The following is a 24,622-nucleotide window of genomic DNA, read 5'->3' as shown; positions in this document are numbered from 1 at the left end:
CTTTGTTCCGCAGGGGAACATACGCTGCAATGGAACTCCGCTCTCCCTTCGAAAGGCACAGGCCCTTCATGCCCCTGGCCCTGCTCGCACTGGCCGTCGGCGCTTTCGGTATCGGCACCACCGAGTTCGTGATGATGGGGCTGCTCCCCGACGTCGCGGACGACCTGCGCATCTCCATCCCCGCCGCCGGGCACCTGGTCTCGGCGTACGCGCTGGGCGTGGTCATCGGCGCGCCGCTGCTGGCCGCCGTGACCGCGCGCATGTCCCGGCGCACGGTCCTCATCGCCCTGATGGGCCTCTTCGTGGCGGGCAACGCGCTCTCCGCCCTCGCCCCCGGCAACGACGCCCTGCTGGCCGCCCGCTTTCTCAGCGGCCTGCCGCACGGCGCGTTCTTCGGCGTCGGCGCCGTGGTCGCCACGAACATGGTCGCGCCGGAACGCAAGGCCCGCTCGGTGTCCCTGATGTTCCTCGGTCTGACCGTCGCCAACATCGCGGGCGTCCCCGCCGCCACGCTGATGGGCCAGCACCTGGGCTGGCGGGCCACCTTCCTCGGCGTGAGCGCGATCGGCCTGGCGGCGATAGCCTCGCTGGCCCTGCTGATCCCGCACGAGCGGGCCGCCGCCCCCACGACCGGCCTGCGCGGCGAGCTGGCGGCCCTGCGCTCGGTACCGGTGTGGCTGGCCCTGGGCACCACGGTGGCGGGCTTCGGCGCCCTCTTCGCCGCCTACAGCTACATCACCCCGATGCTCACGGACGCGGCGGGCTTCGCCGAGACCAACGTGACGCTGCTCCTGGCGCTGTTCGGCGTCGGCGCGACCGCCGGCAACCTCCTCGGCGGCCGCCTGGCCGACCACTCCCTGCGCGGCACCCTCTTCGGCGGCCTGGTCTCCCTGGCCGCGGTGCTGCTGCTGTTCCCGGTCCTCATGCGGGCGGAGTGGAGCGCGGCCCTGTCCGTCGCCCTCCTCGGCATGGCGGCCTTCGTCACCGGCTCCCCCCTCCAGCTGATGGTCATGGAGAAGGCCGCGGCGGCCCCCTCCCTCGCCTCCTCCGCCAACCAGGCGGCCTTCAACCTGGCCAACGCCGGCGGCGCCTGGATCGGCGGCCTCGCCCTGGCAGCGGGCTTCGGCGTGACGTCACCGGCGCTGGCGGGGGCGGCGCTGGCGGTACTGGGCCTCGGCGTGGCGGGCGCGGCGTACGCGGTCGACCGGCGGCGCGAGGTGGCCCGGGTGGGCCGCGTGGTCGCCGCGCACGTACCGGAGCAGGCGGGGGCGCTTCGCCGCTGATACGCCGCGGGGGCGGGCGGAGGAACTCCTGCCTCCACCCGCCCCGCGCGACCGGTCCGGCTACGACCGCGGCCGACTGCTCCAGATGACGCTGCGGTCCTCATGTGGGAGATCGGATCCGAGGGGGTCTTCTCCGCCGCGCTCAGCGGTGACGCTTCGGCACAGCACGAACCCTGATCCGGTTCTGGACCGGAGGACGACAGGCAGGTGGCGTTCCCTGTCGGACGGGTTGATGCCGGAGAAGCCGAGCATCTCTTCAGCCTCGGTCCCGCTCGCGGAGCAGAGCTCGATGGACTTGTACTGCTGGACCAACTGCATGGCACTCACGCCCTCGAAAAGCAGGTCCAGGCAAGCGGGGTTCCCGCTGTCGGGAACTGCCCGAAGGAGCAGTTGGGAATGTCCGATCCCATAACGCCAGACCCTGAAGGTCCGGTCGGACTTGAACATGACGGCGGAACTTACGCCATCATGGGGAGGGGTCGGCATCTACTTTATCTCCCCTGTGCCGGTTGGTCCTGTCCCATGTTGATCGGGATCAGCGCCTCGGCTGTGTAGTGGCGGCCTCAATGGCTTCGCGGGTGAACTCGGAAACAAAAGTAGTCGGCCGCCAGTCCGTCGGGTAGGTGGTCGCGAGTGTGCGGACGCCAGCCGCGCCTTCACGACACCGAGCTGCTTCTTCGCCTCCGACTGCGCGCCCGTGATGGCCGCCTTGGCCTTGTCCACGTCGGTCTTCGACGGAGCGGTGCCGGTGTGGCTCTTGGGGACGATCTTGAGCTTCTGCATGGCGGAGCCGTTGCAGGTCGACAGCACGGCGTCCTTGCTGTTGTCGAACGTCGGCAGGTGTAGGCACTTGCCGGTCGCGGCGTTGCGCAGCGGCCCTGCGCGGCGCACGTCGAACAGAGCCACGGAAGCAGCCGACCTGGTCGAAGATCTTGTCCTGTCCCTGCGGTGCGCCGGGGTGGGAATCCAGACCGCTGACGGGGCCGGACCACCGCCCGCTCCTGCTCATCCGTCTTCTTGACCCACTGGTCGCTGCCGGTCTCGTCGGCGGCGTACGCCTGGTGCAGCGGGGTGCCGGTGTTGTAGAGGTCCCGGTCGAGCTTCTGGTGGAGCTGGGCGGGCGGCAGCCCGAGGGAGTTCTGCGCGAGGGCGAACATGCTGGGTCCGCCCTTGCGCAGGGCGTCGGCGGCTACGCACTGGTCCCCGCGCAGCTGCTCGGCCGCTTTGGTGTCGTAGCCGTCGTAGGAGTCCCCGACCGGGGTCGCGTCGTCCCGGTCCGTGAGGCGGGCGAGGTCGGGCCGGACGGCGAGGCCGGCGATCACCGCGGCGGCGGTCGCCAGCAGGATGATGCGGGCAACCAGCCCTGATCGTCCGGGCCTTGGTATGACTCTCGCTCAACTGGGCGGCGGAACCGGGGGCCGCATGCCGAGCCACTGCTCGGCGTCCCAGGCCTCGAACCGCTCCACCTCGGTGAACCCCAGCTTCGCCGCGAGACGCATCGAGCCGACGTTGGCGGTCTGGGTGGTGAGCACCACCGGCTCGCCGGGAAGCGCGCCGGCGAGCCAGCCGAGCGCCGCCTCGCACGCCTCGTAGGCGTAGCCGGATCCCCACGCCCGCGGCAGGAACAGATAGCCGAGATCGACCTTCCCCGCGGCAGCCGGGCGACGGTGCCCCGTTGCTCTCCTGAGCAGGAGCTGGCCGATCATCGACCCGTCGAGATCGACGACGAAACTCCCGGGCCACCGTTCGGGCACCGCAGGAGTCTCGCGTTCAAGCTCGTCACGCGGCCGTGGGCCACCGAGGTAGGTGTTCACCTCGGGCGAGGCGAGCAGTTCGATGAACACCGCACGGTCCCGGGCCTCGGGCTCACGAAGCACGAGCCGCTCGGTCCTGATCGGCTCGGGCGGCCAAGCTATGGCTCCCAGATCTTCCATCCGCGAACGCTAACAGGTGGTCAGACCAACGGAAGGGGAAAAGTTTGGACGAGTGCGCCGCCCCACCGGGTAAGGTGTCGATCTTCGGCCGGCGGAAGCCGTACGGAGTCCTCGAATGCCAGGTCATCATGCCTCTCGCCGACCGCCCTGCACGCCGCCGCCTCACTGCCGCCCTGGACGACCTCTCGGTCACCTTCCGCAGCATGACCGCCCATCCGGACGAGCGTAACTGTGAGTGTCACTGGGGTAGTTCGGAGGAGCTTGCCCTTCTGAAGACTCCGGACGTGGAACTCGAGCCGGACCTCTTGCGCCGGACCTGGCAGGCCATCGACTGGCTTGATCACGCGGCTGTGCTGCGCCGCATCCTGCCGCAGTTCGCCACTGCCCTGGTCGCCGGTCGGGTGGAGCCGCTGTTCGGGTTGGAAGAGGCCGGGTACTCCTTCGCCCGCGCCCGCTGGCAGCAGTGGCCTGACGAGCACGCCGGTCCGGTAAGGGAGTTCCTGCATGCCTGGTGGGTGCAGAGCCTCACCGATGCGGATGCGGCCGTGCCGGCGCACCAGGTCTTCGCGATGTGTGCCGAGGCGTCCGGAACGGTCGGCCCCTGGCTCGCCGACTGGGAGCAGGAGACCGGGTGCCTCAGCGACCGACGTCTCGCCGAGGCGGCAGCGGAATGGGAGTACGAGCTCCTGGGAGACGGCCTGCCGTGGCACGTCGACTGGTACGAGCACGACGAGGAGGAGACGCGCGTCGAACTGGTCGACTGGCTTCTCGGCCCCGCTGCGGTGCGGCTTCGCGAGTCGGGCGCTTCGGCGGATCTGCAGCACCGGATACGGCTGCTCGGACTCACTGGCGAGGACCGCTACACGGACCCGCACTGGCCCGGCCACCGCTACTGACGGCCGGCGGGCGGCCAGGCGGCTTTCGTGACCGCGCTCCATCTGTGGCGGGGCGTTGGAAAACCGGTGGAGCGGTACCGCTGGTTGTCACTATCGTGCTGCCGGACCGAGTCGCCTGGGCAAGGACGTGCCGTTGTACACCGTGTGAGACCCCCCGATTGCTGATTGGTCGCGCTTCGCGCATCTGCGCCGCGCTGCTTTTTGCTGCGGACTTCTCACTGAAGACGGTGTACTTCTGTGCTCAATAGCTGGGTGGTCATGCCCACCTGCCTGCCACTGGTTCTCCGGCGCTGCCACGCGTGCGCGTCCGAACGCTTCCGGACGAGCGGCAAGTTCCGGGTCAACGCGAACCACAAGCTCATCGACGTCTGGCTCCTCGCGCTCTGCACCAGTTGCGGGGAGACGACGAAACTCACGGTCCTGGAGCGGTCGAACGTGCGCTCCGTACGATCCGACCTGCTGGACCGGGCGCACGACAACGACCCAGGTCTGGCAGCCGAGTTGCTCCAGGATCCCGTCGTGCGGCGACGCAATCGCATCGCCCTCGACTGGGACGCCGCCTGGCGTCTCGACACCGGCGGATCGGATCACCTTGACCGCGAGGTGATCGACGTCTCGGTCCGCTTCGCGGCCCGGATCCCGGTCCGGCCGGTGCGGCTGATCGCCGAAGGCTGCGGTCTTTCACGGGCCGAGGTCGAGAGACTGGTCATGGAGGGGAAGATCGTCTCGGCCGTCCGGCTGAGCGGCAGGCTCTCCGGCGACTTCGCCTTCACGCTCAAGCGCTGAGTCCTGCTTGGGCGCAGGGGCCTGTCCGGCAGGATTCGCCGGGCAGGCCCCTGGGTGGCGTCCGGAGTGGAAATCAGGAAGGCTCGCGCGCATGGTCTCGGTGGTGCAGAACGTGGCGATCGACTGTGCGGATGCCTACGAACTGGCCCGGTTCTGGAGCAGGGCGACCGGCCGTCCGCTGCATCCGGACGACGGACCGGGTGATCCGGAGGTCCAGGTGCTGCTGGCGGAGGGCCCGGTGCTGCACTTCAACCAGGTACCCGAGTCCAAGACGAGCAAGAACCGGATCCATCTGTGCCTGCGCCCGGAGACCACGCGTGAGCAGGAGGTGGAACGGCTGCTGGGCCTCGGCGCCACCCTTGTCGCCGATCACCGGAATCCCGATGGCTCGGGCTGGGTGATCCTCGCCGATCCGGAAGGCGACGAGTTCTGTGTCCTGCGCAGCGAGTCCGACCGGGCGGCCACTACCGCCTGACGCTTCCGGGGCGGCAGAACGGCTCAGTGAGCACTCCGTTCGGGGATCTCCGGGAGGACCTTCTCGGCGATGTCGAGAAGAGCGCTGTCGTTCGGGAGGGCGCCGGTCTGGCTCCACACGGTGAGGTCGTAGTAGCCGCCCCGGTCCTTCCGGTCGAGGGCCACGGACAGCGTCCTGGCCAGCGGACCCTGCTGGGCCGGCGCGCTCTTCTGGTCACCGCCGAAGTTGATCTCGAACTTCATGGTGTGCTCCGAGGAGAAGACCGCGGGCCTGCCGAGAACCTGGGCCGTCCTCATGTTGCTCTCGATCCTGTCACCCGCCATGTCGATCAGCCTGATGTACTGAGCGGTCGACAGCTGGCCGTAGGTGGCCGAGAGCTTCACGGTGTACGTGTCGAACGTGATCTGGGCGTCCGGCTCGGCGACCTTCCCGTCGCTCAGGAGCGCGGTGCCGTTGCTGCCGGAAGCCGAGTCCGCGATCTCTTGGGGGGTTCCCAGGAGCCGGGCCAGGTCGGGCCGGTTGAGCGCCTTGCACAGATCGTCGCCGGTCACGGCCCGGGGCGTGTTCTTGTAAGCCTTCGGCAGCTTCTCGTGTTCCGTGTCCAAGTCCGAACAGGAGGCGGGCTGCGCCGTGTTGGCATCGGCCGGCATCACGCGGTCACCCAGCCACACCGCGGCCGCGAGCGCCCCGAACACGGCCAGGGCCGCGACGGCCTGACCCCACGCGTTGTGGTCCTTCTCCGGCTTGCCCTGGCCGGAACGCGGTCCGGTTCCGGCTCCGGCATGGCCTCCGACCGGGACCGGGACCGGGGTCGGGACCGGGGCTGGGGTCGGGGCCTGAGACTGCATGGGAGTCGGGGCCGGGGTCGGGGCAGGGGCCTGAGCCCGGGCCGTGGTCGAGGCCCCGGCCTGATCCGGCGCCGGTGCGGTGGTATCGGTCAACATCCCACGCGCAGCGCACGCCGAACCCTGACCCCGGTTCCGGCGTGCGCGAAGTGCCCGGACCACCGTGTGGACGCGTATCGCCGTGAACACGAGGAACGCCGCTCCGATGGCGGCCGCGACCCGGTCGGTGTCGCGGACGGCGAGATACATGATGCGCAGGCCGACGACGGACCCGATCACGATGAGCAGGGGTTCGCGGACCCAGAAGGGCAGCACGCGCAGGAGTAGACCGAGCATCCGGTGATCTCACCAGGTACATGACCACATTCGCCGTGGTGGAGGCCACAGTTCCGGGGGACGTTCTGGCGCCTGGCGAGCCAGGGCCGGCCCAGTACGCGATGTGGTCGAGCCACTCCTTCATGAGGTACGGGTGCGCAGCCGGTCGATCTGGGCGAGCACATGGTCCACATGCGGGCGGACCTGTGCCCGCGACTCGTCGCTCCAGCTCTCCTCGGAGTAGCGGCAGTCGAGGTACAGGTGCCTGGCGTGCGCGAGGACGGGGCGGTGCTCGGGCGGGAGACGGGCGAGAGCCCAGTCGGCGGCACTGTCCTTCGACACGATCCTGCCGGTGGCCAGCGTGGTCCAGATGCGGGCGAAGGTCAGCAGGACGTTACGGGTGTCGCCGGCCAGGTTGTCGAGCAGGCCGGGGATGCCCGCCAGACTCGCCCGGACCAGGTCGGCGGGCGGGACGGAGGCCAGAACCCGTGCCGGAGGGGGGCCCGTGAGCGCGTGGTCACCGACCAGCGTCATGCTGATCGCCAGGGCCAGGTCGGGCATCGGCTCCGGACGGGGTACCCGCCCGGCGTCGTACTCGGCGCGCAGCCACTCGCCGTAGAGAAAGTCGCAGGTCGGCGCGTACCGCCACGGCCGGACCTCTGACTGGACGACCACGGTGAGCTCGACCGGGTGGGCCTTGTTCCCGGAGCCGGAGAGCGGGAGCAGTCCCTCGAGCAGCGTCCGCCGCTTCCGCTCGGACATCGACCGTCGGGAGACGACCAGCAGGTCCACATCGCTGGCCGGTCTGAGGCCGCCGAGCACCGAGGAACCGTGGAGGTAGGTGCCGATGGCATCCGGGCCCAGCACGCCGTCGAGCAGCTTCGCGATCTCCTGCGTCTGATTCACCGCGCCAGTGTCCGGGGTCGCCCGTCCGGCCGCACGGCGTTTTCCGTGACCGGCGGCTCAAGTCGGCCCCCGTGTCCGGGCAGTTCGCACCAGACCGTCTTGTGGTCCGGGCCCTGGTCCACGCCCCAGCGCTGGGCGAGGGCGTCGATCAGGGTCAGGCCACGGCCGGATTCGGCGGTGTCGGTGGCCGCTAGGAGAACGGGAAGGGCGCGTGCGTCGGGGTCGGTGACCTCGACGCGGGTGTGACCGTGGGGGGTGCCGGTCACTCGGACCGTGACCGGAGTGCCCTCGCCGAGGTGATCGATGACGTTGGTCAGTAACTCCGTCGCGCACAGGCGCACTTCGTGGTCGAGGGCGCGCAGGCGGTGGCGCAGCTCCGGTACGGCCTTCGGGGTGGCGAGCAGGTCGAGTTCGAAGGTCATCGCTCCGCCGCCGTCCCGCGCAGGGCGGCGGCGAGTGCCTGGGCCGTGGCCGTGTTGCAGTTCCCGAGCGCGACGAGGCCGGCGGGCGGCGTGTACGAACCGGCGAGGCTCGGCAGGTCGACGCGCAGCGAGGGCAGCGTGATGCCGTGCAGGGCGAGGGCGGTGCGCAGGTTCTCCACGCAGAGGGTGACGTCGTAGGCGGTGGGGGAGTGGTCGGGCATGGGGGGCTTCGGCCTTCTGTGCGGTGAGTTACGAACACCTCACAGAGTGTCGTCCGGCTCGCTACCGTGGAAGAGGGTTCGCGTCCGCGACGCGAGCAGCGGAAACGGCAGGATGAGTTACGGCGGTGAGCACGTGGTCCGGCGCAAGGACATCGACGGTTCGGTCAGCGTCCCCGACTTCTACGGCAAGGAGTTGAGGTGGCAGCGGGAGGCTGCGGGACTCTCGCTGGAGCGGTTGGTCGAGGGCAGCTTCTACGGCAAGTCACACCTCAGCGACATCGAACACGGCAAGCGGCGCATGCCGATGGATCTGGCCCGGCACGTGGACCGGGTACTGGGCACCGACGGCTACTTCGAACGGCACTGTGAGGATGTTCGGAGGGCGCGGCGCGCTGGGCACGCCGAGTACTTCGAGAAGGTCCTGGAGGCGGAGAAGCACGCCAGGACCATCGAGGAGTGGAGCCCCAACGTGTTCCCGGGATTGCTCCAAACCCCGGCGTACGCACGGGCCGTCATTCTGGCGGGCCTCCCGCTGTCTCTCGAGGCCGAGGTGAAGGAGAAGGTCGATGCCCGCATGGCGCGCGCCGACCTCTTCGAGGTGGATCACCGCACTCCGGAGTACTGGGTCATCCTGCACGAGTCACTGCTCACTGAACCGCTCTTGGAGGCCGAGGACACGGCTGCGCAGCTAGACCGCATCGTGGAGTTGGCGGACCGGCGCCGGATCACTCCGCAGATCGTTCCGCGGAAACAAAGGGCGTATCCGCTGATGGCCGCCTCCATCATGACCATGACGTTCCCGGATGCCCCGCCGCTGGTCTACACCGAGGCCTCCTACAGCGGAGACACCGTCGACGATCCGGCCCTCGTGGAGCAGTACCGCAAGGCCTACGATCACCTGAGGGCCGTTGCGCTGTCACCAGACACGTCCCTCGCCATGATCAAGGCAGCGGCAGAGGATTATCGAAATGGCATGCACCCGGATCGACTTGAGTGAAGCGCTCTGGCTCAAGAGCAGCTACAGCAACGAAAGCGGCGGCAACTGCCTGGAAGTCGCCCACAACATCCCCGGCCTGGTCCCCGTCCGCGACTCCAAGCGCCCCGACGGCCCCGCCCTCCTCATCGGCGCGGCCGCCTGGGCCCCCTTCGTCGACGCGCTCAAGTCGTAAGGTCGTCGAAGCGGGCCAGGTCCCGCAGCCAGGCGCGCGCGTTGCCGTCGGACGGGGCGCGCCAGTCGCCGCGCGGGGAGAGGGAGCCGCCGGCCGAGACCTTCGGGCCGTTCGGCATGGCCGAGCGCTTGAACTGGGCGAACCCGAAGAAGCGACGGCAGAAGACCTCCAGCCAGCGCCGGATCTCCGGCAGTTCGTACGCCACCCGCTTGGCCTCCGGGAAGTTCGGCGGCCAGTCACCGGAGTCCGGGTCGTGCCAGGCGTGCCAGGCCAGGAAGGCGATCTTCGACGGCCGGAATCCGTAGCGCAGCACGTGGAAGAGAGTGAAGTCGTGCAGCGCGTACGGGCCGATCTTCGACTCCGTCGACTGCATCTCCTCGCCCGGGACCAGCTCCGGGCTGATCTCGGTGTCGAGGATCGCGGCGAGCGTCCGGCCGGTCTCCTCACCGAACTGGCCGCTGCTGATGACCCAGCGGATCAGATGCTGGATCAGCGTCTTCGGCACACCGGAGTTGACGTTGTAGTGGCTCATCTGGTCGCCGACGCCGTACGTCGACCAGCCGAGCGCGAGCTCCGAGAGGTCTCCGGTGCCGAGCACGATGCCACCGCGCTGGTTGGCCAGCCGGAAGAGGTAGTCCGTGCGCAGACCGGCCTGCACGTTCTCGAAGGTGACGTCGTACACCGGCTCGCCGGAGGCGAACGGGTGGCCCATCTCCCGCAGCATCAGCCGCGCGGTCGGCGTGATGTCCAGCTCGGCGGCGGTGACCCCGAGCGATTCCATCAGCTTGTGGGCGTTGTCCTTGGTGTGGTCGCTGGTGGCGAAGCCGGGCAGGGTCCAGGCCAGGATGTCGCTGCGCGGGCGGCCCGCGCGGTCCATCGCGCGGGCGGCGACGATCAGCGCGTGCGTGGAGTCCAGGCCGCCGGACACCCCGATGACCACCTTCGGGCCGCCGATCGCCGCCAGCCGCTGCTGGAGGCCCTCGACCTGGATGTTGTAGGCCTCGTAGCAGTCCTGCGCGAGGCGGTCGGCGTCGGCCGGCACGAACGGGAAACGCTCCAGGCGGCGGCGCAGGCCCAGGTCGGTTCGGGGCGGATCGAGTTCGAAGGCGACCGTCCGGAAGTCGTCGGTGCGCGCCTTGTGGGTACGGCGGTTGTCGTCGAACGTGCCCATCCGCTGCCGCTCCTGCCGAAGCAGGTCGAGGTCCACGTCGGCCACCGCGTAGCTGTCGCCGAGCGGGAACCGCTCGGTCTCGGCCAGCAGCAGGCCGTTCTCGTAGACCATCGCCTGGCCGTCCCAGGACAGGTCGGTGGTCGACTCGCCGAGACCGGCCGCCGCGTAGACGTACGCGGCCAGGCAGCGGGAGGACGCCGAGCGGCACAGCAGCTTGCGGTCCTCGGCCCGGCCGACCGTGATCGGGCTGCCCGAGAGGTTGACCAGGACGGTCGCGCCTGCGAGGGCCGCCTCCGCGCTGGGCGGCACCGGCACCCACATGTCCTCGCAGATCTCCGCGTGCAGCACCAGACCGGGCACGTCCTCGGCCGCGAACAGCAGGTCCACGCCGAACGGCACGCTCTCGCCGCCGAGCCGGATCGATCCGCCGCGCTCGTCGGCGCCGTCGCCGATCTGCCGGCGCTCGTAGAACTCCCGGTAGTTCGGCGGGTACGACTTCGGCACGACGCCGAGGACCCGGCCGCGGTGCACGATCACCGCGCAGTTGTAGACCCGGTTGCGGTGGCGCAGCGGGGCACCGACCACCAGGACCGGCAACAGGTCCGCCGACCCCGCGACCACCTCCTGCAGCGCCGCCTCGACCTGGTCGAGCAGGGCGTCCTGGAGCAGCAGGTCCTCGATGGAGTAGCCGCACAGCACCATCTCCGGGAAGACGGCCACGGCGACGCCCTCCCCGGCGCACCGGCGTGCGTGACGCAGGACCGCTTCGGCGTTGGCGTGCGGATCCGCGATGACGGTGTGACCCGTGCACGCGGCAACCCGTGCGAAGCCATGCTGATAGATCGACCAGAAGTTCAACGGAGGCACACGCCCAGTGTAATCGTCAGAGCGACACGATGGGGGGTGCGGGGGTGTGTGCCGCGCCCCCGGACGGCGAAGGGGACGACGAAGGGGCGTGGGGTGCACGCACCCCACGCCCCTTCTGGCGGGTCAGATGATCAGTGACGCCGGTACGACTGGACGTAGCCGTCAGCGGGCGAGCCCACGCCGGTGACGTCGTCGTAGCCCTTCACCGCGGACAGCGAGCTGTCCTTGCCAAGGCTGCGGACCGAGGTCGCGAGGCCGTCGGCGGCGTCGAAGCCGTTCACGAAGTCGATCCGGGCGACCGCCAGGCCGGAGCCCGTCGGGTTGTCCGTGACGTCGTGGAAGACGCCCTTCTTGCCGTACTTCGCGTAGATCGCCGGGTTGGCGAAGCCGAGCGCCTTGCCGCCGCGCGCCTCCTGGGCCAGGGCCTGGACCGCCGCGATCACCGGGGCGGCCAGCGAGGTGCCGCCGATGCGGTACTCGCTGTACTGCTCGGTGCCGTCGGGGAAGGTCTGGGTCTGGCCGACCAGGAAGCCCGTGTTCGGGTCCGCGATGGCCGCGATGTCCGGGACGACGCGGTTGCCGGCGGCGTTGTTGGCCGTGGCGAGCGCCTTCGGGACGACGTTCTTCTGGTAGTACGGCTGCGGCACGGTCCTGCTGGTGCCGCCGCCCGCGCCCGAGGTGTAGGCGCCCGGGAAGCCCGTCCAGCTCTTGCCGTCGGCCGACAGGGTCGCCTTCTCGGTGCCCCAGCCGGTCTCCCACTGGTACTCGTCGCCCTTGCCGACGGCCAGCGAGGTACCGCCGACCGCGGTCACCCACGAGGAGTTGGCCGGGGTGTCGACCTGCTTCACACCGGTGTTGGCGACCTCGTCGCCGTCGTCACCGGAGGAGAAGTAGAAGCCGATGCCCTGCACCGCGCCGAGCTGGAACACCTGGTCGTAGGCGGCCAGGAGGTCCGGCGTCTGGTTGGCCTCGATGTCGCCCCAGGAGTTGGAGACGATGTCGGCCAGGTGACCGTCGACGATCTTGCTGAGCGAGTCCAGCAGGTCGTCGTCGTAGCAGGACGCGGCGCCCACGTACGTGACGTCGGCGTCCGGCGCCACCGCGTGCACGGCCTCGACGTCGAGGGTCTCCTCGCCGTACCAGCCGGCCGCGCCGCACTCCTCGGTCTTCGTGTAGTTCTTCGGCAGCACCTGGTGGAGCTGACCGGTCTTCCAGGCCGCGTCACCGTTCTTCACCGCGTACTTGCCCGCGTCGAAGGCGATGGTCGGCGAGGCGTACGCGTCGGTGATGGCGATGCGCACGTGCTTGCCGGTGTACGTGCCGGCGCCGTAGGCGGCGCGCAGCTGCTTGCCGGTGTAACCCTTGATCGCGTACGGGACCTTCTGGCCGTACGCGTCCGGCAGCGTGCTCGCGGTCTTCGAGCCGTAGTACGAGGAGAACGGCCCGGAGTTCTTGAACACGGCGTCCGGCGGCGGAAGCTGGTCCTTGTGGTGCGCCTTGTGCGGGGCGTTGTCCAGACCCGTGACGGTCAGGACGGCGCCCTTCAGGCCGGCCGGCGCGGACGCGGTCTTCGCCGGGGCGCGGTAGGTCTTCGAGCCCTTGGCGAAGTTGTGGAACTGGGTGCCGAACGCCTTCTCGGCGGCGGCCACGTCACCGGAGACGGCGACGTAGTGCGAGGTGACCCCGGTGACCGTCAGGCCGGCCGACTTCAGCCAGGACTTGACGGCGGCCACCTGGGCCTTGGTGGCCCCGAAGCGGGCCTGCGCCTTCTTGGCGCTGAGGAACTTGCCGTAGAGCGGCGAGTTCGGGTCGGACACGGCCTTGGCGTAGGCCGCCAGTCCCGCCGAGTCCCGTCCCGCCAGATAGACCCGGGCCTTGACCTGGGCGTCGTTCGAGGTGGCACCCTTGTCCGCCGTGGCGGTGGCCCACGTGGGCCTGGTGCCCTTCAGCGCGTCACGGGCCGGGCCGTCCGCGGCGTGCGCCGTGGGTATGCCCAGCGCCAGCGCGCCGGCGATCATCGGCAGCGTCGCTGCCATGCTCACGCCGGCGCGCATCTTGGCGCGGTTGGATCTCATAGAACCCCCTGCGATGCGGTTCGCATGCATGTAGTGGCTGGTACGTCGTGGACGTACGCACCGACCCGCGGCGGTTCGGACCGGCGAATGGATCACACGACGATGGCCACTCTTGCGATGAACCGTTCATGCCAGGGGAACGCAGAGGTCAAGAGAAGCTCAAAGAACCTTCATTCAAGGTGATTTGAGGTTTTTATGATGAGAGTCCGGATGGTGATGCTATGAACGGGGCTGTGCGCCACGCTCCTTGAGCATTCCGGCCATCAGCTCGATTTCCGACCGCTGCGCCTCGACCATGCCCTGCGCGAGCCGCTTCTCCACCCCGACCGTGCACTTGGCGGCACAGCCCTGGGCCATGTGGACGCCGCCCTTGTGATGGTCCGTCATGAGCTGGAGGTAGAAGACCTCCGCCTGCTTGCCGTCGAGCGTGCCGAGCTTCTTCAGCTCGGCGTTGGTCGCCATCCCCGGCATCAGCGCGCCGTCCTTGCCGGCGGGCATGTCGCCCATGCCCATCCAGGTCATCGGCGGGTCGGCGGACACCTTCGGCAGCCCCCACAGGTCCAGCCAGCCCAGCAGCATGCCGCGCTGGTTGGCCTGGGTCTGCGCGATGTCGTAGGCGAGGCGGCGCACCTCCTCGTTCTTCGTGCGGTCCCGCACGATGTACGACATCTCGACGGCCTGCTGGTGGTGGACGGCCATGTCCCGCGCGAACCCGGCGTCGGCGGACTCGGCCGTCGGCGTCCTCGTGTCCGTCCCGCCCGTGTCCTCGGCCACGGCGTAGGTGATCGCGCCGGCCGCGACGAGCACCGCCGCGGCCGCGCCCGCCGCCCAGCCGACGTGCTGCCGCCTCACTTCATCGCCCCACCGGTGCACGAGGCGCCCGGCTCGGGCGTCTGCTTGCCCTGCACGTACGTGGCGAAGAACTTGTCCACCTCGGGGTCGCTCGCGCTCTTCACGGTCACCTGGTGGCCCCACGCGGACAGGATGATCGGGGCGGCCTGGTTCGCGTACGGGCTCATCAGCGAGTACGGCGTCTTCTTCACCTTCGCCGAGAGCGCCTCGACGTCCGCCTTCGCGGCCTTGCCGGTGTACGTCACCCAGACCGCGCCGTGCTCCAGCGCGTGCACGGCGTTCTCGTCCTGCACCGGCTCGGTGTAGACGTCGCCGTTGCAGTTGAGCCACACCGGGTTGTGGTTGCCGCCGACCGGCGGGTGCATCGGGTACGACACCTTGCTGGTGACGTGCGTCCGCGACAGCTTCCCGGACCAGGTCCGCACCCCGTCCGCGCCGGTGGTGAAGTGCCCCGAGTCACCGGAGTTCTTGGCGTCGCCGCTCGCCGCCGAGTCCTTCTTGCCGGACTGCGAGTTCACCAGCACCACACCGCCGACGGCGAGGCCGGCGACGACCACCACGCTGGCGGCGACGGTGAGCACCCGGTTGCGGCGCGCGCGGGCATGCTCGGCGCGCCGCATCTCCTCGATGCGTGCCTTGCGCGCGGCGCTGCTGTTCTTGGCGGAACCCATGAGGCGTGTCCTTCTGGGGAAAGGGGCGTGGACGATGGGGCTCGCCGATCGTAGTGCGCTCGCGGTCCCGTTCCGCAGCGAGGGCACGGGAACCGAATAATTTGAACCCATGATGCGCATTACCTACCCTCGTGGTATGCGGCTGCTGCGCTCCACCGACCTGGCCCTGCGGGTCCTCATGCGACTCACCGTCGCCGACGGGACCAGCCCCACGACACGTCAGGTCGCGGGGGACATGGACGTGCCCTACACCCACGCGGCCAAGGTCGTCGCCGAGCTCCAGCACATGGGGCTGGTCGACGCCCGCCGCGGCCGGGGCGGCGGCCTGAGTCTGACCGGAAAGGGGCGCACGGCGTCGGTGGGCGCCGTGGTGCGCGCCTTCGAGGGGGACGGCGACGTCGTCGACTGCGACGGCGCCGGCCAGGGCGTCGCACCGTGCCCGCTGAACTCTGGCTGCCGGCTGCGGGGCGCGCTGCGCCGGGCCCAGGAGGCGTTCTACGCGGCGCTGGACCCGGTGACGGTGCAGGACATCGTCGTCGACCCGACGGCTCCGCTGCTGCTGGAGATCGGCCGGGCGCCGCAGCCCCGGTAGGGGAGCGCGCCGCGGCTCCGGCAGGGGGGCGGGCGAGGTGCCCGGTGACACGGAAGGGCGCCCCGCGGGGCCGGTGGGGTCCCGCGGGGCGCCCTTCGCGCTCGTCCGGGTCAGGCGGCGTCGGCGAGCCAGAGGTCCGGGCCGAACACCTCGTAGTGAATGTCGGCGGGGGCCACGCCCTTGTCGACGAGCTGGGCGCGCACCGCGCGCATGAAGGGCAGCGGGCCGCAGAGGTAGGCGTGCGTGCCGGCCGGGACGTCGACGTCCGACAGGTCGACCAGGCCGGGCCGCCCGGCGCCCTCGGCATCCTGCTCGTAGAAGAAGACCGGCTCGGCGTCGGGCAGCTTCGCCGTGTACGCCTCGTGGTCGGAGCGCAGGGTGTGCGCGGCGGGGGAGCGGTCGGCGTGCACCACGGTCACCGGGGCCCGGTGGCCGGTGAGGACGAGCTGCTCCAGCATGGCGATCATCGGGGTGACGCCGATACCGGCGGACGCGAGCAGCAGCGGCGCCCCGGTGTCCTGCAGGACCAGGGCGCCGTAGGGCGCGGAGAGCCGCAGGACGCCGCCCTCGCGCACGTGGGCGTGCAGGTGGTTGGAGACCTCGCCGTCGGGCGCGGTGCCGTCGCCGGTCACCCGCTTGACGGCGAACTGCCGCTCCGGCGAGCCGGGGGTCGCGGTCAGGCTGTACTGGCGGATCTGTCGGGCACCGTCCGCGAGCGTGACGCCGACCGAGACGTACTGGCCGGCGCGGTAGCCGGGCACCGGGCCGTCGTCCACCGGGCGGAGCCTGAAGCTCGCGACGTCGGCGGTCTCGTCGGTCCGCTCGACGACCTTCCACTCGCGCCAGCCGCGCTGCTCGCTCCGGGCGTACAGCCGCTTCTCGATGGCGATGAGGGCGTTGGCCATCAGCCAGTAGGCGTCGGTCCAGGCGGCGGCGACCTCGGGGGTGACCGCGTCGCCCAGGATCTCGGCGATGGCGGCGAACAGGTGCTCGTGGACTATCGGGTACTGCTCCGGGACGATGCCCAGCGAGGCGTGCTTGTGGGCGATCCGCTCGAGCATCGCGTCGGGCCGCTGCTCGGGGTTGTCCACCAGGTACGTGGCGAAGGCGGCGATGGAGGCGGCCAGGGCCTGCTTCTGGATGCCGGCGGCCTGGTTGCCGCGGTTGAACAGGTCCCGCAGCAGTTCGGGGTGGGCCTCGAACAGCCGGACGTAGAAGCGCTCGGTGATCTCCCCGATGGCCGCGCCGACGGCGGGCAGGGTGGCGCGGACGGTGGCTGCTGACTGCTCGGACAGCATCAGGACTCCTCGATGGGCTCGATCGCTTCGACTCGCTCGATCGCTCGGCTGATCAGAACGGTAGGTAAACTTGCATCTGGGATGCAAATTAAAGACGGTGGTGTCGGTCACGACCGAAGGGGGACCGGCCATTGAGGGGGACCGGCCATTACGGATGCCGCCCCGGGCAGGCAAGATGGGCGGCAGAGCGGTACACCTGCCGTATGTGAGGCGTTCAGGCCGAGGACGCCCGGGCGATCAAGGTCCGCAACGCACGTGAAACGGTGTTGTGGTGTGATGCTCAGGTGCCCGACCGCCTGCCCCGCGATGCGGGAAACCGGGCGGCCTGACCAGCAAGGATGGGGAAGCGGAAGATGGACAAGCAGCAGGAGTTCGTGCTCCGGACGTTGGAGGAGCGCGACATCCGGTTCGTACGCCTGTGGTTCACGGACGTGCTGGGCTTCCTCAAGTCCGTGGCCGTGGCTCCGGCCGAGCTGGAGCAGGCCTTCGACGAGGGCATCGGCTTCGACGGCTCCGCCATCGAGGGCTTCGCCCGGGTCTACGAGTCCGACATGATCGCCAAGCCGGACCCCTCCACCTTCCAGATCCTGCCCTGGCGCGCCGAGGCCCCCGGCACCGCCCGGATGTTCTGCGACATCCTGATGCCCGACGGATCCCCGTCCTTCGCCGACCCGCGCTACGTCCTCAAGCGCGCTCTGGCCAAGACCTCCGACCTGGGCTTCACCTTCTACACCCACCCCGAGATCGAGTTCTACCTGCTCAAGGACAAGCCCGTCGACGGCTCCCGGCCGACCCCGGCCGACAACTCGGGCTACTTCGACCACACCCCGCAGAACGTGGGCATGGACTTCCGCCGGCAGGCGATCACCATGCTGGAGTCGATGGGCATCTCGGTGGAGTTCTCCCACCACGAGGGCGCCCCCGGCCAGCAGGAGATCGACCTGCGCTACGCCGACGCCCTGTCCACGGCGGACAACATCATGACGTTCCGCCTGGTCATGAAGCAGGTGGCGCTGGAGCAGGGGGTGCAGGCGACCTTCATGCCGAAGCCGTTCTCGGAGTTCCCCGGCTCCGGCATGCACACCCACCTGTCCCTCTTCGAGGGGGACCGCAACGCGTTCTACGAGTCGGGCGCCGAGTACCAGCTCTCCAAGGTCGGCCGCTCCTTCATCGCGGGCCTGCTCAGGCACGCGGCGGAGATCTCCGCGGTCACCAACCAGTGGGTGAACTCCTACAAGCGCATCTGGGGCGGCTCCGAGCGCACGGCGGGCGCCGGCGGCGAGGCCCCCTCCTATATCTGCTGGGGCCACAACAACCGCTCGGCCCTGGTCCGCGTGCCCATGTACAAGCCCGGCAAGACCGGCTCCGCGCGCGTGGAGGTCCGCTCCCTGGACTCCGGCACCAACCCGTACCTGGCGTACGCCGTCCTCCTGGCGGCGGGTCTGAAGGGCATCGAGGAGGGCTACGAACTCCCGCCCGGCGCCGAGGACGACGTCTGGGCCCTGTCCAACGCCGAGCGCCGCGCGATGGGCATCGAGCCCCTCCCGCAGAACCTCGGCGAGGCCCTGACCCTGATGGAGAGCAGCGACCTGGTCGCCGAGACCCTCGGCGAGCACGTCTTCGACTTCTTCCTGCGCAACAAGAAGTCGGAGTGGGAGGAGTACCGGTCCGAGGTGACGGCGTTCGAGCTGCGGAAGAACCTGCCGGTGCTGTAAGGACAGGTCAGAGCGCTGTAAGGCATTGATCATCCCGTGTGGCCGACCGCTGGTAGCGGTCGGCCACACGGCGTGGAAGCCGGTCCGCCGCACGTCGCCGGCACCGTCCGGCCTCGACACGAACGAGGCCTGAGCAATCGAACTCTGTCTACCAGCGCTCCCCGCGTCCAGGCGCTCGTAAGTGCTTAAGCCACCGGCCGCGGGCCGGTGATCGGGCTACAGAGCGTTGATCTGCCAGGCGATCACGCCGGTCGATCCCCTGGTTCCGTCGGCGTTGATGCGGACCGGCTTGTCCGCGGTGATCCGCTGCTGAACCACTGACTTGTCGCATGGCACCGTGGTCTTCGTGCCGGCGTTCGCGGGCACGAAGGTCAGCTGCGCGGTCCCGTTTCCGGCGCATGCGAGGCTGATTCGGTAGGTCTTTCCCTTGCTCAGGGTGGGTTCGCTGTGAATACCGTCGGTTACGCGTTCCGCGCCGGCTTCGACAGGCGTGCCGCTGTGGACGGCGGCAAGAGCCGCCTGGGCCTGCTTGCTGAGTTCTTGCTCCGACGGCTTGGATGCCGTCCGAGCCGAACTCGGTGCGGGCGACTGTGAAGAATCCGCACTGTCCTCACCGCTGCCAGACGTTGTGCACGCGCCGAGCAGGAACGCCGACACCAATACGGAGCATCCGGCGAGCTGGGCCGTCCGCAGGCTCGAATAGGTCAAGGTCATGACGAAGTTTCCCAATACTTCCAGCCGGTTTCCGACGTCGGCAGGATCGCCGTACCGTGGCCAAGCACGCGCAGGGCTCGAGCGGATCACTGGTGATCAGATGAAAGATTCGACCGAACATCGACTCGCCCTCCCCTGAGCACGCCGAGGAGAGCGCATCCCCGTCGCCGCGGCTGCCTCGGGCGCGGGCGGTCGCTCCTGGTGGGCGGGAAAAGCGCTGTCCCGGCGCCGGGACGGCGACGGCGCTCGGTTCAGCCGTCTGAACGCCGCCGCCGGGGAGGGCCCCGAGCCCGCCGGTGTCTGCGTCCGGGGCACGGCCGGTGAGCTGGTCCTGTTCTTCTACGACCGCGTCCCGGCCGACTCCGTGCGGATCGACGGGGACGCCGGGCTCATCGACCTGCTCCGGGCCTGGGAGCCGGAGGAATAGGGAACCCCCGCACGGCCTGTCAGCAGTTGACGGGCGGGTTGCCGGAGGCGACCCGGCAGAAGTCCGCCCCGGGCCCGCCGTCGACCGTGCCGGCGTTCGGACCCACGAAGAGGGAGTCGCCGCCGTCACCGCCGAGGACCCGGCCGCTCGACGTGGTACCGGAGTTGGCCGTGACGGAGTCACCGCCGGCGCCACCGTCGACGGTGCCGGCGACCACGCCGTTGATGGCGATGTAGTCGGACCCGCCCAGGCCGTTGACGCTGTCGCCCGGGGCGAGGGCGCCGCAGCTGATGTAGTCGGAGCCGGCGGTCCCGCTGACGGTCGTGCCGGAGACGGGAACGCCGTTGACCGTGCACGACGTCAGGGCCTGTGCGGGCGTCGCGGTCAGTGCGAGGGGGGCGGCCACGAGGGCGGCGGCGCAGAGCGTGCGCATCGCGTGTCTGATCATGTGATGAATGGGTTCACGGTGGCCGTGTGATCGCAATCCAGCACCGTCGGTGACACCACCGTCCGGGGAGGTCCGCCGCCCGGACGGGCCACCGGGGGCGGTGGCCCGTCGTGCGGGTCATCTGCCCCGGGCCCCCTGCGTGGGACGCTGCCGGTGGCGGGAGATGCGCTGGCGCGGTGGCCGGGTCAGGGTGACCTGCCGGACCAGTTGCTGGAAGCAGGTCAGGGCGGCGAGAGCCGGCAGGACGGCCGCGGCCATCCCGGTGAACGACCTCTCGGCCTCGGCCACGCACAGCGTCATCGCGACGGAGGAGAACAGCAGCACCACGCACCAGGAGTGCAGGGCGCGCCGCCGGTGCAGGGCGGTCCGCAGGATGGAGAGAGAGGCCACCATCCAGGGGCCGTAGACGAGCAGCGGCCACCAGTGCAACGGGCCGCTCCGGGTCCTGGCCGCGATGTGCTGCAGCGGGGCGTAGGCGGCCAGGCCGCCGAAGACGCTCACCATCGCCACGATCACGGCGGCGAGCGCGGCGATCAGGAAGCTGACCGTCTGGAGCCATGTGATGCGCAGTTTCCGCGTCCGCACCTTCCGGTGCCCGGCGGGATGGCGCCGCAGGGGCGGAAGTTCGCTGGTGATCCGCGCCAGGTTCTCCATCGGGTCGCGGGTGCCGCGCTCGGCCCCGTACGACGCCTCGGCCCCGTACGAGGGCTCACCCCCGTACGACGGTTCGGCCCCGGTGGCGTACGACGGCTCGGCCCCGTACGACGGCTCGGCCCCGTAGGACGGCTCACCCCCGCCGTACGACGGCTCACCTCCGTACACAGTGCCGGTGCCGTAGGACGGCTCACCCCCGTACGCGGCCCCGGTGCCGTACACCGGTTCGGCGGTGCCGTACACCGGCTCCGTGCCGTACTGCTGCCCGATGCGCGGGGGCGGCACGGCGGCCGTCTGCTGTGCGGCCTGCGCGCTCGCGGCGTCCTGCAGCAGATAGGTGAGTTCCTCGACCGGGTCCCAGCTCTCCTCCAGGGGGGCCGTCGAATAGAAATCCGCGTATTCGTTGTTCACGGAAAAGATCCGCCCCCGTCAGCCGGCCGCGTGGCAGCCGGAGCGTCCCTGGTCGTTCCGGCGCCGGCCGAGGTCCCCCTGGGCCGCTTCGAGCATCCTCAAGCGCCTTGCTTTCGTCATATTCCGCTAACGCGGCCGAACTCCTCCGGATGCGCGGCATTCGAGTGAGTCTGATCCGGACAGAGCAATGCCGACGTCATTTCTGATGAAGAGTCGAATACTCCGTTAAAAAGGCGTTCAACCCGGAAACGCGGGTGACAGGCCCGCCGCCAGCAGGCGCCGGGAGGTGCCGGTCCCGTCCGCCGGGACCGCGTAGAGATCGGCCCCGTAGTCGCCCGGCAGCGCGTACACCACCGTGTGGTCGTCCCGCCACAGCGCCTGGTCGTCCACGCTCCGGATCTCCGCCAGCGGCGTCTCGCGCATCGTGCGCAGGTCCAGGACGTACAGGCGCCAGGGGGCGTCCTCGGGCAGGCCCCTGACCCGCTTCTTGTAGGCGACGCGGGTGCCGTCGGGGGAGAGGGACGGGCACTCGACGTTCGCGTGCAGGGTGGTGACCGTGCGGGTGCCCAGATCGCCGCGCACCAGGTAGGTGCTGCCCCCGGTCGCCAGCGTCGCGTAGAACGTGCGGTCGTCGGCGGCGAACGTCACGCCCCAGAAGTTGACGTCGGCCGCCCGGTAGGGGCGCCCGTCCTTGACGATCCGGAAGGACTCCAGAGTCGGGATCAGCCTGCCGGTACGGGTGTCGACGATCGCCGCCCGGGTGGAGAAGTCGGTGCCCGCGTACGAGTCGCCGCCCACGAACGCCGTCCAGGCGGCGAAGTGCCCGGTGGGGGAGACCCGGGCCCGGGAGGGGATGCCGGGGACGTCGTAGCGGGCCCGTTCCTTCAGGCGCGCGTCCAGGATCAGCGCGCGGTAGGTGTCCGAGACCGGGCCGTGCACGGCCTGCAGGCAGACCCCGGTGCCGGCGGCGGCGTGGAAGCGCAGGCACTTGACGCCCGAGGCGGTGCGCGGCCCGGACGGGTCGGCGGCCCGGACCGTGGTCAGCTCGTCGCGGTGCGGGCCCCACGCCATGTTGCGGAACACCATCCGGCCGTGCCCGGTCAGCGTCACCGGACCCGGTGCGACCGCGGGGCCGCCGGCCTGCGTACGGTCGCGGCGGTCCGCGCGCGCGGACGCGTGCAGCACGGACGCCAGGGCGACCGCCGCCAGCACCGCGACGGCCGTGAGCAGGATCAGGATGCGGGTGCGTGCGGTCATGCGGTGGCGGTGCCTTCCGGTGTGCCCGGGACGCGGGGGGTGTTCCCGGGGCGCAGGGTGAGGGAGAACGCCGCGCACCCGGCCAGCGCGACCGTCGCCCCGGCCAGCGCCGCACGGTCGCCCCACACGGTCCAGGCCGCGCCGAACAGCAGCGAACAGGCGAACCGGGCCAGCGCCTGCCCGGTCTGCACCACGGCCAGGCCCGAGGAGCGCAGTGCCTCCGGTACGCCGTCCGAGGCCGCCGCCATCAACACCCCGTCGGTGGCCGCGTAGAAGGTGCCGTGCAGGGCCAGGACGAGGTACGGAAGGGCGGTGCCGTGCCAAAAGGTGAGCAGCAGGGCGTAGCAGAGGAGCAGGGCCGCGTGGCCGGCCAGGAAGACCGCCCAGCGGCCCACCCGGTCCGCCAGCCGGCCCAGCGGCATCGCCAGCAGCAGGAACGCGGCGGCGGTGCCGAGCGGCAGCAGCGCGAACCAGCGGTCGGGCACGCCGAGACGGCGCTGCAGCAGCAGGTAGACGAAGGAGTCGCTGACCGTGGCCAGGCCCAGCAGCAGCGCGCAGACGGTGACGCGGCGCAGGTCGCGGCGGCGCAGCAGGCCCAGCGCGGCGCGCACCGTGGGACGTTCGGCCGGGGCCGGGGCCGGCCCCGCGGGGCCGCCGCCCGGCACGAACAGCACCAGTACCAGCACCCCGGTCACCGCCACGCAGAAGCTGACCGTGAACACCGCGTCGTAACCGTCCACCGTGGCCCGCAGGATCAGGAAGGCGGCCAGTGGGCCGAGCAGGGCACCCGCGGTGTCCATCGCGCGGTGCACCCCGAACGCCCGGCCTCGTGTCTCCGGCGTGCTGGACAGCGAGATCAGCGCGTCCCGGGGAGCCGTGCGCAGCCCCTTGCCGGTGCGGTCGGCGGCCAGGACCATCCCGATCGGCGTGAGCGAGTGCGCCACCAGCAGCAGCGGCTTGCACAGCGCCGAGACGCCGTAGCCCAGCTCCGCCACCCACTTGTGCCGGCCGCCGCCCCGGTCGGCCAGGTGCCCGCCCACCAGCCGTACGAGGGCGGAGAAGCCGTTGTGGATGCCGTCGAGCAGGCCGAAGCCCAGCGGGGACAGGCCGAGCCCGGCCACCAGGTACAGCGGCAGCACCGCCGTGACCATCTCGGACGACACGTCGGTGACCAGGCTGACCGTGCCGAGGGCGAGCACCGTGGGGGCGACCGCGGCACGGCGCCGCCCGGCCACGGGCCGGACGGCGCCTTCCGCGGACGCCGGCGTGCCGGCGCGGCTGTCCGCTACGTACACGTCAGGACGCCCAGACGCCGGTGATGTCCTTGGCGGAGGCCGCGTTGCCCGCGTGCGTACTCAGGCCCTGGGTGTCCTCCAGGGTGCGCAGCAGGTCGTAGTGGTTGTAGGTGGTGGAGGACGAGGACCCCGGGGTGACCGGCTGCCCGTACAGGACCGTCGGGATGCGGTTGCCGCTGAGCCGGTTGTCCTCGTCGAAGGTGACGACGAGCAGGCTGTTGTGGGTCTTGGCCCACGTCGCGTACGCGCCGAGCTTGTTCTGCAGCCAGGTGTCACCCGTCGACACCGAGCAGTCGTGCATGTCGCTGCACAGGTCGGGGACGACGAAGGAGAGCTGGGGCAGCGTCGAGTAGTCCGACGGGAACTGTGCGAACGTCCTGGCGCTCGACGTCGGCACGTTGCCGAAGCCGAACCACGGGTTGTGCTTGCGCGCGTACCTGCCGCTGCTGCACGTGGTCGAACCCTGGCTGGGCAGCGTCTCGTTGTAGCTGGCCCAGCTACGGCCTGCGGCGATCATCTCCGAGGCCAGGTTCGGGGCGGACGAGAAGCCCGGGGTGTAGCAGCTGTCGTCCGTGATGCCCTGCGTCGAACCGGAGAACAGGGCGAAGTAGTTGGGCTGGCTCGGGTGGGTCTCGGCGTACGCCTGGCTGAGGTTGGCGCCGCCGGACTTGAGCGAGTTGATGTACGGGGCGCTGGAGGAGCCGATGACCTGACTGTAGGCGTGGTTCTCGAAGACCACGACGACCACGTGGTCCGGGCTCGGCACGGCGCCCGCGGCATGCGCGGACTCACCGCCGAGCCCGGTCCACAGACCGATCGCGGCCGCGGCGAGCGCGGTCACCGAGGCCACGAGCGTACGGGCACGGCGGTACACGGGACTGCCGGACACATCAACCTCCGGGAGGGGGTACGGGGCTGGCGGT

General features: G+C 70.4%; 25 protein-coding genes. 8 read left to right on the top strand and 17 right to left on the bottom strand.

Annotated features, from left to right (window positions below):
* Positions 1–68 precede the first annotated feature (68 nt).
* Entirely contained in the window at positions 69–1,283 is a 1,215-nt protein-coding gene (locus ACZ6B1_RS04530) for an MFS transporter (protein ID WP_468774879.1), read from the top strand.
* A gap of 486 nt (positions 1,284–1,769) precedes the next feature.
* On the opposite strand, the gene ACZ6B1_RS04525 is transcribed toward ACZ6B1_RS04530, so the two are convergent.
* Together ACZ6B1_RS04525 and ACZ6B1_RS04520 are read right to left on the bottom strand one after the other, a co-directional pair.
* A complete protein-coding gene (locus ACZ6B1_RS04525; protein WP_468774878.1) occupies positions 1,770–2,189 on the bottom strand; it encodes a hypothetical protein in 420 nt (139 codons plus the stop codon).
* Positions 2,190–2,677: 488 nt separating this feature from the next.
* Positions 2,678–3,217, bottom strand: a complete 540-nt coding sequence (locus ACZ6B1_RS04520; protein ID WP_468774876.1) for a GNAT family N-acetyltransferase — start codon at positions 3,215–3,217, stop codon at positions 2,678–2,680.
* Between the two features lie 128 nt (positions 3,218–3,345).
* Between ACZ6B1_RS04520 and ACZ6B1_RS04515 the strand changes: the two genes are divergently transcribed.
* The 3 genes from ACZ6B1_RS04515 to ACZ6B1_RS04505 all read left to right on the top strand — a co-directional run bounded on the left by ACZ6B1_RS04515 (position 3,346) and on the right by ACZ6B1_RS04505 (position 5,374).
* A complete protein-coding gene (locus ACZ6B1_RS04515) occupies positions 3,346–4,113 on the top strand; it encodes a hypothetical protein (RefSeq protein WP_468776026.1) in 768 nt (255 codons plus the stop codon).
* 237 nt (positions 4,114–4,350) lie between these two features.
* Positions 4,351–4,899, top strand: coding sequence for a DUF1062 domain-containing protein (locus ACZ6B1_RS04510; protein WP_468774874.1), 549 nt, complete (start codon positions 4,351–4,353; stop codon positions 4,897–4,899).
* 91 nt (positions 4,900–4,990) lie between these two features.
* Complete coding sequence (locus ACZ6B1_RS04505; RefSeq protein ID WP_468774872.1) at positions 4,991–5,374, top strand: VOC family protein; 384 nt, start codon at positions 4,991–4,993, stop codon at positions 5,372–5,374.
* A 23-nt stretch (positions 5,375–5,397) separates the two neighbouring features.
* Here ACZ6B1_RS04505 and ACZ6B1_RS04500 read toward each other — a convergent pair whose 3' ends face one another.
* The 4 genes from ACZ6B1_RS04500 to ACZ6B1_RS04485 form a co-directional block, all read right to left on the bottom strand.
* Complete coding sequence (locus tag ACZ6B1_RS04500; RefSeq protein WP_468774870.1) at positions 5,398–6,555, bottom strand: DUF6215 domain-containing protein; 1,158 nt, start codon at positions 6,553–6,555, stop codon at positions 5,398–5,400.
* 120 nt (positions 6,556–6,675) lie between these two features.
* Positions 6,676–7,440, bottom strand: coding sequence for an aminoglycoside adenylyltransferase domain-containing protein (locus ACZ6B1_RS04495; RefSeq protein WP_468774868.1), 765 nt, complete (start codon positions 7,438–7,440; stop codon positions 6,676–6,678).
* Positions 7,437–7,862: an ATP-binding protein gene (locus tag ACZ6B1_RS04490; RefSeq protein ID WP_468774867.1), complete on the bottom strand. Its 426-nt coding sequence runs from the start codon at positions 7,860–7,862 to the stop codon at positions 7,437–7,439. Before ACZ6B1_RS04490 ends, ACZ6B1_RS04495 begins: the two co-directional genes overlap by 4 nt.
* Complete coding sequence (locus ACZ6B1_RS04485; RefSeq protein WP_468774865.1) at positions 7,859–8,083, bottom strand: hypothetical protein; 225 nt, start codon at positions 8,081–8,083, stop codon at positions 7,859–7,861. Before ACZ6B1_RS04485 ends, ACZ6B1_RS04490 begins: the two co-directional genes overlap by 4 nt.
* Before the next feature lie 133 nt (positions 8,084–8,216).
* Here ACZ6B1_RS04485 and ACZ6B1_RS04480 point away from each other — a divergent pair, with 133 nt between their 5' ends.
* Positions 8,217–9,080, top strand: a complete 864-nt coding sequence (locus ACZ6B1_RS04480) for a helix-turn-helix domain-containing protein (RefSeq protein WP_468776024.1) — start codon at positions 8,217–8,219, stop codon at positions 9,078–9,080.
* On the top strand, positions 9,073–9,252 hold the full coding sequence (locus ACZ6B1_RS04475) for a DUF397 domain-containing protein (protein ID WP_468774863.1): 180 nt from the start codon (positions 9,073–9,075) through the stop codon (positions 9,250–9,252). Before ACZ6B1_RS04480 ends, ACZ6B1_RS04475 begins: the two co-directional genes overlap by 8 nt.
* Here ACZ6B1_RS04475 and ACZ6B1_RS04470 read toward each other — a convergent pair.
* The 4 genes from ACZ6B1_RS04470 to ACZ6B1_RS04455 all read right to left on the bottom strand — a co-directional run bounded on the left by ACZ6B1_RS04470 (position 9,242) and on the right by ACZ6B1_RS04455 (position 14,888).
* Entirely contained in the window at positions 9,242–11,290 is a 2,049-nt protein-coding gene (locus tag ACZ6B1_RS04470; protein WP_468774861.1) for an NAD(+) synthase, read from the bottom strand. The genes ACZ6B1_RS04475 and ACZ6B1_RS04470 overlap by 11 nt on opposite strands.
* 131 nt (positions 11,291–11,421) lie before the next feature.
* Positions 11,422–13,365 carry a S53 family peptidase gene (locus tag ACZ6B1_RS04465; RefSeq protein ID WP_468774859.1) on the bottom strand — a complete coding sequence of 648 codons (1,944 nt, stop codon included), beginning with the start codon at positions 13,363–13,365 and terminating at the stop codon, positions 11,422–11,424.
* 219 nt (positions 13,366–13,584) lie between these two features.
* Complete coding sequence (locus ACZ6B1_RS04460) at positions 13,585–14,217, bottom strand: DUF305 domain-containing protein (protein ID WP_468774857.1); 633 nt, start codon at positions 14,215–14,217, stop codon at positions 13,585–13,587.
* Positions 14,214–14,888 (bottom strand): DUF3105 domain-containing protein, encoded by a 675-nt coding sequence (locus tag ACZ6B1_RS04455; protein WP_468774855.1) that lies wholly within the window; start codon positions 14,886–14,888, stop codon positions 14,214–14,216. Before ACZ6B1_RS04455 ends, ACZ6B1_RS04460 begins: the two co-directional genes overlap by 4 nt.
* Positions 14,889–15,024: 136 nt before the next feature.
* Between ACZ6B1_RS04455 and ACZ6B1_RS04450 the strand changes: the two genes are divergently transcribed.
* Positions 15,025–15,480 carry an Rrf2 family transcriptional regulator gene (locus tag ACZ6B1_RS04450; protein ID WP_468774854.1) on the top strand — a complete coding sequence of 152 codons (456 nt, stop codon included), beginning with the start codon at positions 15,025–15,027 and terminating at the stop codon, positions 15,478–15,480.
* A gap of 110 nt (positions 15,481–15,590) precedes the next feature.
* Here the strand turns inward: ACZ6B1_RS04450 and ACZ6B1_RS04445 are convergent, their stop codons facing one another.
* A complete protein-coding gene (locus tag ACZ6B1_RS04445; RefSeq protein WP_468774852.1) occupies positions 15,591–16,778 on the bottom strand; it encodes a globin domain-containing protein in 1,188 nt (395 codons plus the stop codon).
* A gap of 353 nt (positions 16,779–17,131) precedes the next feature.
* Between ACZ6B1_RS04445 and glnA the strand changes: the two genes are divergently transcribed.
* Entirely contained in the window at positions 17,132–18,493 is a 1,362-nt protein-coding gene (gene glnA, locus ACZ6B1_RS04440) for a type I glutamate--ammonia ligase (protein WP_199210301.1), read from the top strand.
* 216 nt (positions 18,494–18,709) lie between these two features.
* On the opposite strand, the gene ACZ6B1_RS04435 is transcribed toward glnA, so the two are convergent.
* The 6 genes from ACZ6B1_RS04435 to ACZ6B1_RS04410 all read right to left on the bottom strand — a co-directional run bounded on the left by ACZ6B1_RS04435 (position 18,710) and on the right by ACZ6B1_RS04410 (position 24,588).
* Positions 18,710–19,207, bottom strand: coding sequence for a hypothetical protein (locus tag ACZ6B1_RS04435; RefSeq protein WP_468774850.1), 498 nt, complete (start codon positions 19,205–19,207; stop codon positions 18,710–18,712).
* 446 nt (positions 19,208–19,653) lie between these two features.
* On the bottom strand, positions 19,654–20,082 hold the full coding sequence (locus ACZ6B1_RS04430) for a hypothetical protein (protein WP_468774848.1): 429 nt from the start codon (positions 20,080–20,082) through the stop codon (positions 19,654–19,656).
* 117 nt (positions 20,083–20,199) lie between these two features.
* Positions 20,200–21,147 carry a DUF2637 domain-containing protein gene (locus ACZ6B1_RS04425; RefSeq protein ID WP_468774847.1) on the bottom strand — a complete coding sequence of 316 codons (948 nt, stop codon included), beginning with the start codon at positions 21,145–21,147 and terminating at the stop codon, positions 20,200–20,202.
* Positions 21,148–21,384: 237 nt separating this feature from the next.
* Positions 21,385–22,404 (bottom strand): TolB family protein, encoded by a 1,020-nt coding sequence (locus ACZ6B1_RS04420; RefSeq protein ID WP_468774845.1) that lies wholly within the window; start codon positions 22,402–22,404, stop codon positions 21,385–21,387.
* A complete protein-coding gene (locus ACZ6B1_RS04415; protein WP_468774844.1) occupies positions 22,401–23,699 on the bottom strand; it encodes an MFS transporter in 1,299 nt (432 codons plus the stop codon). Before ACZ6B1_RS04415 ends, ACZ6B1_RS04420 begins: the two co-directional genes overlap by 4 nt.
* Before the next feature lies 1 nt (position 23,700).
* The gene (locus tag ACZ6B1_RS04410; protein ID WP_468774842.1) at positions 23,701–24,588 is read right to left on the bottom strand and encodes an alkaline phosphatase family protein; all 888 of its coding nucleotides are present in this window, start codon (positions 24,586–24,588) and stop codon (positions 23,701–23,703) included.
* Positions 24,589–24,622: the final 34 nt, after the last annotated feature.

It is taken from the genome of Streptomyces sp. NPDC041129, from assembly GCF_055592265.1.
This window is presented reverse-complemented; position numbering and strand designations above follow the sequence as displayed.

Bases quoted from the DNA above. Each gene is read 5' to 3' on its own strand.
- ACZ6B1_RS04530 (WP_468774879.1), top strand. From the start codon at position 69: ATGCCCCTGGCCCTGCTCGCACTGGCCGTCGGCGCTTTCGGTATCGGC.
- ACZ6B1_RS04520 (WP_468774876.1), bottom strand. From the start codon at position 3,217: ATGGAAGATCTGGGAGCCATAGCTTGGCCGCCCGAGCCGATCAGGACC.
- ACZ6B1_RS04515 (WP_468776026.1), top strand. From the start codon at position 3,346: ATGCCTCTCGCCGACCGCCCTGCACGCCGCCGCCTCACTGCCGCCCTG.
- ACZ6B1_RS04505 (WP_468774872.1), top strand. From the start codon at position 4,991: ATGGTCTCGGTGGTGCAGAACGTGGCGATCGACTGTGCGGATGCCTAC.
- ACZ6B1_RS04500 (WP_468774870.1), bottom strand. From the start codon at position 6,555: ATGCTCGGTCTACTCCTGCGCGTGCTGCCCTTCTGGGTCCGCGAACCC.
- ACZ6B1_RS04490 (WP_468774867.1), bottom strand. From the start codon at position 7,862: ATGACCTTCGAACTCGACCTGCTCGCCACCCCGAAGGCCGTACCGGAG.
- ACZ6B1_RS04485 (WP_468774865.1), bottom strand. From the start codon at position 8,083: ATGCCCGACCACTCCCCCACCGCCTACGACGTCACCCTCTGCGTGGAG.
- ACZ6B1_RS04465 (WP_468774859.1), bottom strand. From the start codon at position 13,365: ATGAGATCCAACCGCGCCAAGATGCGCGCCGGCGTGAGCATGGCAGCG.
- ACZ6B1_RS04455 (WP_468774855.1), bottom strand. From the start codon at position 14,888: ATGGGTTCCGCCAAGAACAGCAGCGCCGCGCGCAAGGCACGCATCGAG.
- ACZ6B1_RS04450 (WP_468774854.1), top strand. From the start codon at position 15,025: ATGCGGCTGCTGCGCTCCACCGACCTGGCCCTGCGGGTCCTCATGCGA.
- ACZ6B1_RS04445 (WP_468774852.1), bottom strand. From the start codon at position 16,778: ATGCTGTCCGAGCAGTCAGCAGCCACCGTCCGCGCCACCCTGCCCGCC.
- glnA (WP_199210301.1), top strand. From the start codon at position 17,132: ATGGACAAGCAGCAGGAGTTCGTGCTCCGGACGTTGGAGGAGCGCGAC.
- ACZ6B1_RS04435 (WP_468774850.1), bottom strand. From the start codon at position 19,207: ATGACCTTGACCTATTCGAGCCTGCGGACGGCCCAGCTCGCCGGATGC.
- ACZ6B1_RS04430 (WP_468774848.1), bottom strand. From the start codon at position 20,082: ATGATCAGACACGCGATGCGCACGCTCTGCGCCGCCGCCCTCGTGGCC.
- ACZ6B1_RS04420 (WP_468774845.1), bottom strand. From the start codon at position 22,404: ATGACCGCACGCACCCGCATCCTGATCCTGCTCACGGCCGTCGCGGTG.